Origin of the sequence: Sporosarcina sp. ANT_H38 (assembly GCF_008369195.1) — a bacterium.
GTDB lineage: Bacteria > Bacillota > Bacilli > Bacillales_A > Planococcaceae > Sporosarcina.
The window spans coordinates 689,813-702,477 of the sequence record NZ_VOBC01000002.1 but is presented as its reverse complement, the minus strand read 5'-3'; the positions used below and the strand labels follow the sequence as shown (position 1 = coordinate 702,477).

Here is a 12,665-nt window from a genome sequence, read left to right as displayed (position 1 = left end):
GGTGGAAGCGCGGCGACGTGTGGAGCTGACGGATACTAATCGATCGAGGACTTAACCAATTTTGAAAAGGGCTTGATTACCCTGATTCTGTGTAGCACAATGTCTGTTTTATTCAGTTTTGAGCGAACAAGCTCAAAGAGTCTGGTGACGATTGCGAAGAGGTCACACCCGTTCCCATCCCGAACACGGAAGTTAAGCTCTTCAGCGCCGATGGTAGTTGGGGGTTTCCCCCTGCAAGAGTAGGACGTCGCCGGTCTCTAAGTAAGTCATTACCCATTGGGTAGTGGCTTTTTTTGTGTTTATTTTTAATAGTTATATAATAAATTAGATGTTATGCTCGGTCGTCCGAGTTTTATGATTGGTCAAGTAGATGTTATGCTTGGTCGTCTGGGTGATATGATTGGTCAGATAGATGTTATGCTCGGTCGTCTGAGTTATATGATTGGTCTCCGGGAGGATATGCTTATTCGTTTAATATATATTTTTAACCTTTCTTCGCGGTTATCCTATTGCTTTGTTTAGAATATGGTTATATTGGGATAGAGAGGTGAGCGGATGAGGATTATTAAAAATGTAGTGGTTCGTTTTTTCAATGAGCGCTTTTTTGATCAGGCAGCACAGACGGCGTATTATCTTTTGCTGTCCATGTTTCCATTTTTTCTATTCATTCTTTCCTTGCTTAGTTTGTTTCCAGTTAACGAGGAGATGCTCATTACATTTCTAAGACCTTTCACGCCTGATGAAGCATTTACTGTAATAGAAGAGAATGTCCAGGCGGTTCTGAAGAAGGGGCAAGGTAAAGTACTATATGCAAGTCTTGTCACGGCGTTTTGGGTCACTTCGATGGCGGTACAGTCGCTTGCTCGCTCGCTAGACCTGGCGAATGGCTATATACGCCGTTATGCATTTTGGAAGGTACTAATACGCGATCTTGGGGTCACGCTTCTTTTTATGTTGGTCATTCCGTTATCATTGTTCCTTCCGATTATCGAAAAAGCTTTATATAGAGTTGTGACTTATTACGATACAATTGAAGATTGGCAAGGGTGGTTTTATATTTGGCCGAATGTAAAATGGGGGCTGGGGACGCTGTTTCTATTCCTGTTTTTCTTACTATTTTACAAAGTTGTACCAACAGGTAAAATGAAGCTTAAAGAAGCACTACCGGGAGCGGTCTTTTCTGCTTTTGGTTGGCAGTTATTTTCACTTGTGTTCGGGAGCTATGTTTCGAACGTTGACTATACCCGTTTATATGGGCAATTGTCAGGGATTATCCTACTTGTGATTTGGTTTTATTTGACGGCAGTCATTATATTGATTTCAGGCTTGCTAAATGCAGAATGGCGGAAATTATCTGGTCGAAAAAGGAGGCGCATAATAAGATGAAAATACTTGTGGTAGATGATGATCCAAATATATTAGAGTTAGTAAATATCCAATTGACTCAGGCCGGGTATACGGTTCTGAAAGCATCAGATGGATTTCAGGCGCTTAAGGTATTGGAGGAGCAATTACCAGACTTGGCAGTGGTTGATGTAATGATGCCGGGGATGGATGGGTATGCGTTAACGAAAAAGCTCAGGGCGGAGGCAGATATACCGGTTTTATTGCTGACTGCCAAGGGGGAGCTGGAGGATAAAGAAAAAGGATTTCTTGCCGGTTCTGATGATTATGTTGTGAAGCCGTTTGAACCGAGGGAATTGTTATTCCGGATAAATGCGATTTTGCGTAGATATGATAAAGCGGTTGATGTGTTCATCCAAGCGGGACCGATGAAAATAAATCGGCAGAGCTATGAAGTGTCAGTTGGAAAGAAAGTGCTGCTCTTACCGTTAAAAGAGTTTGAGTTGCTTTCAGTGTTAGCATCACGGTCGAACCATGTCTTCACAAGAGAAATATTAATTGAGCGAGTATGGGGCTATGATTATGGAGGGGATGAACAGACGTTAAACGTTCATATCAAGCGAATTCGAGACAAACTGGTGAAGTTGACTGGGGAAGTAACCATTTTAACGGTGCGGGGTGTAGGGTATAAACTTGAGGTGTTATCATCATGAGATCATTATACGGGAAATTCATCGCGATGACGGCGGTTATCATGATAGCGAGTGCTCTTATTGCGTTTCTCGCGGTCAATACATATTACCATCAGCAACTGAAAGGGCAGAACGATGAGAAAAATATGAGCATCGCAAAAAGTATTGCGTCGTTCATTGAATCAGATAAGGAATTAGATCTGATAAACTACTTTGAAACGCAATCTGCGGTCGGATATAAGCTCTACGTTGTCAATGAACAGCAAGAAGTCACAATGTACGGAGAAGCGTTTCGGGAAGAAAATCTTTCAAGCAAAGTTATAGACCGGGTTTTGAATGGTGACGTATATCACGGGATGAGAGATCTCCCGAGTGAAACGTTTGTAACCGGTTTTTTCTCGAATGAATTAGCAAATACGGTCGGGGTACCATTTAAATTCAATGGGGAAACGTATGCCCTTTTTCTACGACCTGATATTAAGATGCTTTTTACAGAAGTGCATTATATCCTTGGCGGGATGGTGCTTATCATGGCGGTTTTCAGTTTACTGGCGATGTTGATTGTGGCTAAAATGTTGATTGACCCAATTACGGAGTTAACGGCCGCTACGAAAGAAGTTGGGGAAGAAAAATTTGCTAGGACGCTCGATATTAATCGAAGAGATGAAATCGGTCAGCTTGCGAAAAGTTTTCAACTCATGACGAAGAAACTGAGCGAAAATGATCGGATACGCAAAGAATTCATAAGTGATGTGTCGCATGATTTCCAGTCGCCATTGCTAAATATTAAAGGATATGCGGAGCTTCTGTTGGACGATAAGCTCACTGAAGATTCACGGAAAAATTATGCGACTGTTATCCAATCCGAAACGGAACGATTGTCTTCATTAACAAAACAGCTATTGCTTCTTACATCACTCGATCAGTTATCATCCCCACTGGAAAAAAGGACTTTTGAATTGGACAAGCAGCTAAAGGAGATAGTTCGCAAGTATAGATGGTTGCTGGAAGAGAAGGAAATGACGTTAGAAATGGATATTGAGGAGGTTCGTTTCACTGGAGATCCTGCATTTCTTGAAAAAGTGTGGGAGAACTTGTTAACGAATGCGCTAAAGTATACAGAGATTGGCGGGACGATTGAAGTTGTGTTAACGGAGCAATCGGATCAAGTTAAGGTCATTGTCAAAGATAACGGAATAGGCATCGATGAAGAAGAGCTTAAGCGCATCTTTGACCGTTTTTACAGAGCTGATGATTCGAGAACGCAGGAAACAGGAGGAACTGGACTTGGATTATCCATTGTCCAACAAGTCGTGAAATTACATGGTGGAACAATTGACGTTGTTAGTCAAAAAGGGCAAGGCACCACTTTTACTGTTGTGTTTCCGAAGTTGTAATGTCCTGTTCACTTTCCGTTCATGTAGAATGTATAAGATAAGGGTATAAGATCTACAGTATAGGAGGAATTTATTATGGAGGAAAAATGGAGTTTACGCTTGATTCGTGTAGCGGCAATTTTTGGTTTGATCGGTACAGTATTAGGTTCACATATGGCAGGGGCCGGATCGCCAGCATTTCGACCGATTCACGCGCATATTCTATTAGTTGGTTGGTTGTCTCTATTTGCTTGGGGAGTTTTCTACCGGATTTACAAAGTTCGGGCGAAAAAATTGGTTGCGATTCATGGTTGGACGGGAATTATTGGAGCAATCGGTCTGACATCAGGTATGTGGCTACAGTTTATGAGACCATTTGGGGTGAATGAAACACTGTCGCTTATTCTTTACATCGTTGGAGGAACAATTTTACTCATCAGCTTTGCATTGTTTGTCGTTATTACATTTTTAACTGAAAAACAAAGCTCGAAAAAATGAATCGATTTAGTCAAATCAAAAAAATCACTTCCGTCAATTTCGGGAAGTGGTTTTTTGTATGTGATTATAATTTAGGTTACAATAATTGATCCTTTAATAACGATCTTCCCATTGCATATTCCTTCAATTTGAAGTTTATCTGCGTCAAGTTTGATACGTAGAGTTACAATTTCTTCGGCGTGGATTGGGGAATAAAAATCAAGTTCGTATTCTTTTGGGAAATGAGTAGGTGTTAACAAAGAGTTTGAAACATTACTCCAAGCTTTCCCCATTATCAGCATACCATGTGCAATTCTTCTTGAAAATCCATGCTTCATTGCTTGTTCTTCATCTAGATGGATTGGGTTATAATCTCCGGAAATCTCGGCATAGTTTTCAATTTCTTGCTGGGTTAAAATCAACTGGATTTCATTCATACTAATTCACCTGAAACAATTTGGGAGATCCCGCTAAAACACAGATATCCCTCTTCATTGTATAAAAAAAGAGTTTGTTTGCTGAATGTATGACCTTTTTTTACTTTGACAACTGATAATGAAATAAAACCAGTATATACTTCATCAATGTACATTTTGGTGTGATTTATGCACCGTTGTTTACGAAGGATAACCGGTGCTTGTAGCGTCCATGGTATTTCGAATGAGTTATAAAGAGTCATTGGCATTGTGGGCGGGATAGGAATGGTTTGAAACCCAAGATTTTGCGCTTTTGTTTCACTTTCATAGGCGGGATTTGAGTCTCCAAGCATTTGTACATATTCCTGTACTTGTTCTTTCTGGAAAATGAACGACTGTTTTTCTGTTTTCATAGAATCATCTCAAATAAAACAGCGAGACCAACGCCCCCGGCACTTCCAATGGAAGCGAGCACATATTTCATCCCTTTTCTTCTTTGCACTTCATAAAATAGCCGGGTGACCAGAATTGCACCGGAAGCTCCATAAGGATGTCCCATTGTCAAAGCACCACCGGAAACATTTAGTTTTTCGTACGGAATCGATAATTCCTGCGCGCATGCAACAATTTTTGAAGCGAAGGCTTCGTTTATTTCAAATAAGTCGATATCCTCAATCGACAGACCACTCCGATTCAATAACTTTTGGATTGCAGGAACTGGAGAAATACCAGGAAAATTAGGGTGTATACCACTCACTTCACTGTCGACGAAACGTAGAATGGGTTTCATGTGTAGTTCTTTCGCTAGCCCTTCTTCCATGACCAATACTGCAGCAGCCCCGTCATTAATGCCACAACTATTTGCAGCAGTAACTGTACCGGCATCTTTTATGAAAATAGGTTTTGCGCGTTTCAGCAGTTTTTCCATATTGCGTTCTTTATAGAAGCTTTCATCTATATTCATTTCTTCAAATTTAATAATTTCGGGTACATATAAACCCTCCTGAAAAGCATGCCAGCTACGCGTATAGCTTAGGAGTGCATAATCATCTTGCATCTCTTTAGTAATTTTATATTTTTGTGCGACATTTTCTGCAGCCACACCCATATCAGGATCGCCTAAACGGTCAGGAGAAAATCGAGCCCTCTTCAGAAATGGGGAAGTGCTAGCGCTTTCCACACCGCCCGCAATGTAACAGTTACCTGCTTTACCTTGTATGAAATGGCACGCCGTCCGAATGGCTTCTAGGCCCGCGCTGCACTGTCTATCAATCGTCATACCAGCTATTGATAAAGGAAGCCCTGATTCCAACGCAGACAAACGTGCAATATTCCCTCCAGGTCCTATAACGTTTCCGAAGATGATTTCGTCTAATTCATGTGTAATCTGCGTCGACAATTCTCGGAGAAGAGGAGCCGCAAGAATATGAGGTTCGATATCTTGGAATACCCCGTTTTTTTTTCCAATAGGTGTCCGTTTCGCTTTTACGATAACCGCTCTGTTAATTTTTAATCACCTCGGTTTCGATTAATTGCTCAACAAGCATGCGGGCAATCTTACCGCTAGTTGTATGGGGAATCTCTTCGACGAAAAACCATTTACGGGGAATTTTATGAGAGGACAGATTTTCCATACAAAGCTTTTTTAATGCCTTCTTGGATGCGTGTCCTTTTATGACGGCAACCGGTATTTGTCCCCAGTATGGATCAGTCATGCCAACGACAGCTGCTACTTCCACGTCCGGATGTTTCAGCAGGACTGTTTCGATTTCTTCAGGAAATACATTCACTCCACCGTATAAGATCATGTTTTTCTCCCGCCCGACGATGTATAAGTAACCGTCTTCATCCAAGTAGCCCATATCGTCCACAGTTATCCAACCTTTGTCATCTTTTATTGAATGAATGGAACGTGATTCGGGATGAATATAGCCGTCAAAAAGCATTGGGCTCCTGACAAAAATCGTTCCAACTTCTCGCACTGATGTTTCATGGAGATGTGTATGTCTGATTTGAATTTCAACGTTATGAAATGGTTTTCCTACTGAACCAAGTTTGTCCTTATCGGAGTCATTACATAAAAAAGATACAAAACTTAGTTCACTCGCTCCGTAAAACTCGAACATCTTTATATGAAGGAACTGCTCCTGGATTTTTTGTTTTGAATCTACTTCCCATTTCGCTCCAGAAGATATGATTTGTATGGGTTTATCGATGATAATGTCTTCTAATAGCATCGCCTCTACCATTGTAGGTACGACATAAAGCATTGTTATCGGGTAGTTTTCGATGAAGTTCAGTGAAAGTTTAGGCGAAAATTTATCTAGCAGATAAATTGTTCCACCTAAATACAATACGCTGATTGCCCCGTAAAGAAAATGGGAATGGATGAGTGCACCCGGGATCAAAACGTGATCTGTTTCGTTAATATGAAAATCGTGTCGGCTGCATTTGAAACTAGCAATCCATGAATCATGTGAACGGATAAAGGCTTTCGGGACACCAGTTGTTCCAGAGGTGAAGCCCATGTAAAATGGCATTTCCCCTTCGACATTTTCACACCATGAAGAATCACATTGGAGGATTTGCACCAAAGCATCTTCCCAAATAATGATAGTGGACTCCTTGCTTCTTATGCGCTCAACCAATTCGGCGGTTGTAATAACGACTGATGGGGAAGAGATTGCTAAACGCTGTTCAAGCTCTGCTGGCTTCCATTTAGCGTCAAATGTGGCGGCAATACGACCAGCCATGGCGGCGCCTGTGAAAAGTTGAAGAAAAGCAATACTGTTCGGCATGAAAATGCCGATGGCGTCGCGGGGAGCAGTCATTAAATGTAACCAATTTGCTGTTTTGCAAACGACTGTATACCAATCGCGGTATGTAATCGCCTCTGAAGCTGTTTGAATAGCAATTTTGTCAGGATTGCTGATGACTTGCTGTTGATAGGAACTTGTAATTGTTGGCACATGAATTCTCCTTTTTGAAAGAAAAGCGCGAGGCGCCGTCTAGCCCGGACAGCAACCTGATTAAAAAAAATTAAAATTTCTTATCTTAATTGAAAAGTAATTTTCTGTTAAAAATGGGATACTTCTTTATTTTTACGATTAGAAACGTTGCTAGAGTCGCTTTGATAATATCGCCAGGCAAGTAGACAAGACTCATCTTGACTGCAAGCAACAGATCAATATTCATAACGAAAGCTTGTACGGGTATTCCAAACAAATAAATCAGGAAAATACCGACAGTCAAATTGATAGGTAAAATAGTAGCTATCTTAACTTCTTTGAAGCGGGATTGAATTGTACCTAAGCAAAATGCTGTTATAGGATAGGATAGTAAATAACCTGCACTTGGTCCGACAAATACACTGAGGCCACCTCGTCCACCAGACAAGAGGGGAAGCCCTGCAGCAACGAGCAATAAGAAAACAATTTGACTGATTGCTCCCAATCGTGCACCTAGAATACCTCCAGCAAGCAACACCCCGATTGTTTGGAGCGTAATCGGAACAGGTGTAAATGTCAGAAAGATAGGAGGAAGTAAACCTAATGCTCCCATAATTGCGGCAAATAAAGCGACATATGTCATTTCTCTAATTTTCATAATACATCTCCAAACATAGGTTAATTAGTTCATATCGATTATCTTAAGCGCAATCTAGCATTTGTGTCAACTTATAATTTTATATAGTTAACCTAATTGAACCGATAAAAAAAGATATCCAACCCATTAGATTTTGGGTTGAATATCTTTTGAAGATATTTTCTCTTAGAACTCAATCGTTATTTTCCCGTTTACAAGCGTTAAGCTCGCATCAAATTTCTTGTCAGAATTGGAGACGAAACCTTTTATAACATTCGTTTTGCCTTTCGTACAGAGAAGTTTCACTTGAGCGGGCGTAAGCTTTTTTTTCAAAAAGACAGCGGGAAAAGTCTGCTTGCAGCCGCTTGCGTAGGCGCTGCAACCGTAAAATTCTTTTCTCGCAACGATTGTACCCTGTTTACAAGCAGGGCATGGTACGATGCCATTGTGAGCGGACGCAGATGATGATGGGGCAGTAGAGGTCAGTTTGATGTCGATCTTCTGCGATTTCAGCTGACCCGGTACTTCTTCCAATAAGCTATAGATGAACTTCGCAATGCTTCCGAGAAAACGTTCCTGTGTTCCTTCGCCATTCCCGATTTTCCGCAAATACGCTTCCCATTTAGCTGTCATGGACGGGCTTGCGAGAAGATTTCCTTCGATTGCCTGACAGAGAATGCGCCCTTTATCCGTAATGGAAACGATGTTTTTTGTTACATCGATGTAGCCGTGCCGTTTGATTGTTTCAATGATTCCACTTCGGGTAGCCTCTGTTCCGAGTCCTTCAATTTCTTTCAAAATATCGGTCTCTTTTTTATCTTCGACGAGTTTCCCGCATGTTTTCATCATCGCAATTAGCTGGCCTTCTGTATACGGTTTTGGCGGCATTGTTTTGCCTTCTTTAATGGCGATATCACTTTCAACCGGTTCATGCATAGCGAGTGGGGGTAGTGTTGGCTCGTCCTTTTCTTTTTCATTGTCCTTCGTTGAACGGATGAACAACGCTTTCCATCCTTTGTCACGTTCCGTCTTCCCTATTGTGAAGAAGGGGAGCCTATTGACATCGGTCGTCACTTTCGTTTCAGTGTACAGGTAATCAGTATGGAACATAGCGAGTGTGGTGCGGACAACTTCTTCATATAAGTTCCGTTCGATGGTCGATAGTCCTGCAAGTACGCCTTGTGACGGAATTTTCTTCGTCGGAATGATTGCGTAATGTTCCTGTACTTTGGAACTGTCGACATAGCGCTTTTTCGGAGCGATTGATGCGACAGGGAAAGTATGACCAATAAGCTGCTGATATTCAGTTACTTGTCCGGCTAGATAGGTGAATTCACTTGGCGTTATATACCGAGAATCCGTCCTTGGATAAGTCACGAGTTTCTTTTCATAGAGTCCCTGCATGGTCTTCAATACATTCGCGGGACTTGTTTTCCATAAGCGATTTGCCGTTGCTTGCAGCGTAGACAGTGCATGTAGCTGCGGTGGCGGCGTCCGTTTATCAACTGTTTCTACAGATGTAACGACACCAGGTGATTTTGGATGAATGTCATGTTTTGCGAGAAGATCCCGGATAATTTCCCTCTTCGAATCCTTCGCTTTGGCCTTCCCTTTATATGTCCCGTTTGCAGCAATAAACGTCGCTTCGATTTCATAAAATGGTTCAGAAACGAATGCCTCAATTTCCTTTTGCCGCTGATAAATAAGGTAAACAGTCGGGGATTGCACACGCCCAATTGAAAATACTTCCCGAATGCCACGTGCCTGCAATAAAAGCGAATAAAGGCGGGAGCCATTCATTCCAACGAGCCAGTCGCTGATTTGCCGGGATTTCGCTTCTTCATACATAAGGAGGTCTTTGCGATTATCTTGTAGATTCGCGAATCCTTTACGTACCTCGTCAACTTCGAGCGAGTTGATCCAAAGTCGTTTTATCGTCTGGTTTTTTGCGCCTGTTTGATAATAAATGCTATAGAAGATATTCGATCCTTCGCGGTCCACGTCACAGGCGTTAATGACAGTGTCGGTGCCTTTAATCAGCTTTTTTACAATGGCGAACTGCTTGGTTTTTCCTTTTGCGACCTGAAACTCATAGCGTTCCGGCAAAATGGGCAAACTTGCAAGCGACCATTTGGCCCATTTAGGATCGTACTCTTTCGGTTCCTTCAATTCGACAAGGTGGCCGATGCCCCATGTAATATATGCACCTTCTGAAAATATAGGAGAAGGTAATAATTCCAAATAACCTTCATGTCGCCGCACAGAAAAAGCGTCTGCGTATGCCTTCGCTTGACTTGGCTTTTCGGCTAGGATGACCGGTTTCATGATAGCACCTCTTTTCTTTTTGCGATGAAACGTTAGTTCTTGTAGTTGTATTATCGCATAAACGGGGGAGGAGATGACTAATCTTTATCTATGGTGACGGAATCATAGGTAAATAATAAAAGAGCAGCCCAGTTAATAAACTGCACCTTATAGAGTAGACACTTAAAAATGAGTCTACTCTATAGGGTCTTTTTGTGTGAAATTAATTGAAGATGAATGGGACAGGAGAGTTTGAGATGAGTAAAAAGACTTTCACAGAGAAAGGGATTAGCCTATTATCTAAAAATCCTTATGTTAAGTCGATTAGTGTAAAAGGGATGACATATATCGATGAATTTAAGTAACTTTTTATGAATCAATCTGAAAAAGGCATGTTTATCATCAATTAAAGATGCCTCCACTAATGAAATTTTGGCATACAAGGTATCAGATCAAATCACACTCGATATAGCCCTCAATACATTAAATAAGCTAAAGAAAAATCGGAAAGTAAAGTTGGCTGAAGGAGCCTTTATTCACTCTGATTAAGGAGGACATTACACTAGTCCGATTTACCAAAAGCTAGTGAAGAAATATAAATTAGGCCAGTCCATGTCAAGAAGAGGTAACTGTTGGGACAACGCTCCCCAGGAGTTCATTCTTTGGACATTTTAAGGACGAGGCATCTATAAGGCCATGTGATACTTTAGAAGAGTTAAAGAAGGAAATCAAGAACTACATGACCTACTACAATCACTATAGATATCAATGGGATTTAAAAAAGATGACCCCTGTTGAATACGAGGACACTGAAAAACTTACGTTTTTTATGACTCTTGGTTTTTCAGACAAAAAGAAGGCACATTCCGTTCGATTTTGAACAGAATGTTCCTTCTTTCCTTGTCTATTTCTTACTTTTACTCGTTTAGAAGTTTTAATATCCGTTTGAGATTCACCGCAAATATCGTTGTTGCACGTTGTATTTCCATACCAAATAGACCCACTGATTTTGCTGTTTTATAACCATGTGGGTTTTTAATTTTGCTATTTTTTGCTTCAATTTTATAACGTTTTTTCGAAAGGGTCTTGAATTCATCCGTTTCTTGAAGACGAATTTGCTCCTTATGTTCCGTAGATTTAACTCTGATAGAGTATGTTTTACTTTTTGCTCCTTCTTTATAGCACCCTTCACGCATCGGGCATACCTTACATTTTTCTATATCAAATGAGTATGTTTCTGCTTGATTAGCTGCTTGATTTTTCTTTCCAGTTCGTGCTTTTCGAATAGCCATGTGACCTGCTGGACATACATACATACATACATACATACATACATACATACATACATGCCTGCATCTTTATTAAATTCAAAAACTACTTTTCGATGTGAAGTCTCTCCGGTAATGTTTGGGTTTAATTTCGAAACCAATTGAAACTCTTCTGCTTGAGCATATTGTAAATTTTCTTTCCCAGAATAAGCGGTATCTCCAATGACAGTACCAACTTCCATACCCGTTTCTTTACTTTTCTTTACTAATTCTTTAAGGTAATGTCCATCACTTTTTTCACCCGTTGTCACAATCGCAGCTGTAATAATACGTTCATCACTCATCGCAATATGTGTTTTGAATCCAAAGAAAGATGAATCCGCTGATTTATGTCCAACACGTGCGTCCGGATCACTTGAATAGCTCAGTTGTACATTATAATCGTCTATCACTTCTTTCAATACATTTAACTTTTCTTTTACAGCTGGTAGTTGTGCTACTTTTGATTGTGTTTCTACCACTTGAACGACCTGACGGCAGTAGTTTAATTCTTCACTTACCTCATTAGAAGTTGGTTTTATTGGGAATTTCCCTTTCATATTTTCATCCAATTGATAGACCGCTTTTCGTACATTTTTCGATTTTTCTTGTAAAAATTCTTTCGGTGATTTTTGATTATAACGGGATTTTGTATGTGTCGCATCGACAATAATCGTTTTACTCGTGATAAGACCTTTCTCTAACGCAATTTCAACCGTCTTGCCAATGAGTAAGTCTAATAAATTCATGTCCTGTAGGCGAAGACGGCGGAATTTTGTAAGAGAGCTTGAATCGATGACATTCTCTTCAGGTGTCATATCTAAAAAATATTTGAAGGACATATCGTATTTTGAACGCTCCACAAGATCGGTATCTGATAAGTCATGAATCGCTTTTAACAGTAAATATTTAAACATTCGAATTGGTGGAATCGCATTTCGACCATTATCCAAACAATATTTTGATTTTAGTTCGTCTAAAATAAATGAAAAATCAACGAGTTCATTGATTTGCCGAAGCATATTTTCTTTCGGAATGATTAATTCATACAATGCCATATATGGACTTAAATTTAATGTTTCTTGTTTGGAAATCATGGTCGCACCACCTCTAGTAGGTTTTTCTTATTATACTATAATGAGAAAAATGAAAGAAAAAGCGATT

General features: G+C 40.4%; 10 protein-coding genes, 1 rRNA gene and 2 pseudogenes. 6 read left to right on the top strand and 7 right to left on the bottom strand.

Features of this window, described 5'->3' with window-relative positions:
* The first annotated feature begins 140 nt into the window (after window positions 1-140).
* The 5 genes from rrf (at window position 141) to FQ087_RS15395 (ending at window position 3,910) form a co-directional block, all read left to right on the top strand.
* Window positions 141-256, top strand: a 5S ribosomal RNA gene (gene rrf, locus FQ087_RS15415).
* A gap of 299 nt (window positions 257-555) precedes the next feature.
* Window positions 556-1,386 carry a YihY/virulence factor BrkB family protein gene (locus tag FQ087_RS15410; RefSeq protein ID WP_149581455.1) on the top strand — a complete coding sequence of 277 codons (831 nt, stop codon included), beginning with the start codon at window positions 556-558 and terminating at the stop codon, window positions 1,384-1,386.
* Entirely contained in the window at window positions 1,383-2,057 is a 675-nt protein-coding gene (locus FQ087_RS15405) for a response regulator transcription factor (protein ID WP_149581454.1), read from the top strand. The genes FQ087_RS15410 and FQ087_RS15405 overlap by 4 nt, the downstream gene beginning before the upstream one ends.
* Window positions 2,054-3,433, top strand: a complete 1,380-nt coding sequence (locus tag FQ087_RS15400) for a sensor histidine kinase (protein ID WP_149581453.1) — start codon at window positions 2,054-2,056, stop codon at window positions 3,431-3,433. Before FQ087_RS15405 ends, FQ087_RS15400 begins: the two co-directional genes overlap by 4 nt.
* Before the next feature lie 75 nt (window positions 3,434-3,508).
* Entirely contained in the window at window positions 3,509-3,910 is a 402-nt protein-coding gene (locus FQ087_RS15395; protein WP_149581452.1) for a hypothetical protein, read from the top strand.
* Between the two features lie 71 nt (window positions 3,911-3,981).
* On the opposite strand, the gene FQ087_RS15390 is transcribed toward FQ087_RS15395, so the two are convergent.
* The 6 genes from FQ087_RS15390 to FQ087_RS15365 form a co-directional block, all read right to left on the bottom strand.
* Entirely contained in the window at window positions 3,982-4,326 is a 345-nt protein-coding gene (locus FQ087_RS15390; protein ID WP_149581451.1) for a MaoC/PaaZ C-terminal domain-containing protein, read from the bottom strand.
* Window positions 4,323-4,718 (bottom strand): FAS1-like dehydratase domain-containing protein, encoded by a 396-nt coding sequence (locus FQ087_RS15385; protein WP_149581450.1) that lies wholly within the window; start codon window positions 4,716-4,718, stop codon window positions 4,323-4,325. The genes FQ087_RS15390 and FQ087_RS15385 overlap by 4 nt, the downstream gene beginning before the upstream one ends.
* Window positions 4,715-5,812 carry an acetyl-CoA C-acyltransferase gene (locus tag FQ087_RS15380; RefSeq protein WP_149581449.1) on the bottom strand — a complete coding sequence of 366 codons (1,098 nt, stop codon included), beginning with the start codon at window positions 5,810-5,812 and terminating at the stop codon, window positions 4,715-4,717. The genes FQ087_RS15385 and FQ087_RS15380 overlap by 4 nt, the downstream gene beginning before the upstream one ends.
* Window positions 5,808-7,274 (bottom strand): AMP-binding protein, encoded by a 1,467-nt coding sequence (locus FQ087_RS15375; RefSeq protein WP_149581448.1) that lies wholly within the window; start codon window positions 7,272-7,274, stop codon window positions 5,808-5,810. Before FQ087_RS15375 ends, FQ087_RS15380 begins: the two co-directional genes overlap by 5 nt.
* A gap of 85 nt (window positions 7,275-7,359) precedes the next feature.
* The gene (locus FQ087_RS15370; protein WP_149581447.1) at window positions 7,360-7,911 is read right to left on the bottom strand and encodes a biotin transporter BioY; all 552 of its coding nucleotides are present in this window, start codon (window positions 7,909-7,911) and stop codon (window positions 7,360-7,362) included.
* Between the two features lie 165 nt (window positions 7,912-8,076).
* Window positions 8,077-10,215: a type IA DNA topoisomerase gene (locus FQ087_RS15365; RefSeq protein ID WP_149581446.1), complete on the bottom strand. Its 2,139-nt coding sequence runs from the start codon at window positions 10,213-10,215 to the stop codon at window positions 8,077-8,079.
* Window positions 10,216-10,578: 363 nt separating this feature from the next.
* Between FQ087_RS15365 and FQ087_RS15360 the strand changes: the two are divergent.
* A pseudogene (locus FQ087_RS15360) lies at window positions 10,579-11,074 on the top strand (IS3 family transposase); the annotation flags it as partial.
* A gap of 37 nt (window positions 11,075-11,111) precedes the next feature.
* Here the strand turns inward: FQ087_RS15360 and FQ087_RS15355 are convergent.
* Window positions 11,112-12,598, bottom strand: a pseudogene (locus FQ087_RS15355) (IS1182 family transposase).
* Window positions 12,599-12,665: the final 67 nt, after the last annotated feature.

What these genes read in the sequence shown, in the direction of transcription:
- FQ087_RS15385 (WP_149581450.1), bottom strand. Translation starts at nt 4,718, where the DNA reads ATGAAAACAGAAAAACAGTCGTTCATTTTCCAGAAAGAACAAGTACAG.
- FQ087_RS15370 (WP_149581447.1), bottom strand. Translation starts at nt 7,911, where the DNA reads ATGAAAATTAGAGAAATGACATATGTCGCTTTATTTGCCGCAATTATG.
- FQ087_RS15410 (WP_149581455.1), top strand. Translation starts at nt 556, where the DNA reads ATGAGGATTATTAAAAATGTAGTGGTTCGTTTTTTCAATGAGCGCTTT.
- FQ087_RS15365 (WP_149581446.1), bottom strand. Translation starts at nt 10,215, where the DNA reads ATGAAACCGGTCATCCTAGCCGAAAAGCCAAGTCAAGCGAAGGCATAC.
- FQ087_RS15395 (WP_149581452.1), top strand. Translation starts at nt 3,509, where the DNA reads ATGGAGGAAAAATGGAGTTTACGCTTGATTCGTGTAGCGGCAATTTTT.
- FQ087_RS15390 (WP_149581451.1), bottom strand. Translation starts at nt 4,326, where the DNA reads ATGAATGAAATCCAGTTGATTTTAACCCAGCAAGAAATTGAAAACTAT.
- FQ087_RS15405 (WP_149581454.1), top strand. Translation starts at nt 1,383, where the DNA reads ATGAAAATACTTGTGGTAGATGATGATCCAAATATATTAGAGTTAGTA.
- FQ087_RS15400 (WP_149581453.1), top strand. Translation starts at nt 2,054, where the DNA reads ATGAGATCATTATACGGGAAATTCATCGCGATGACGGCGGTTATCATG.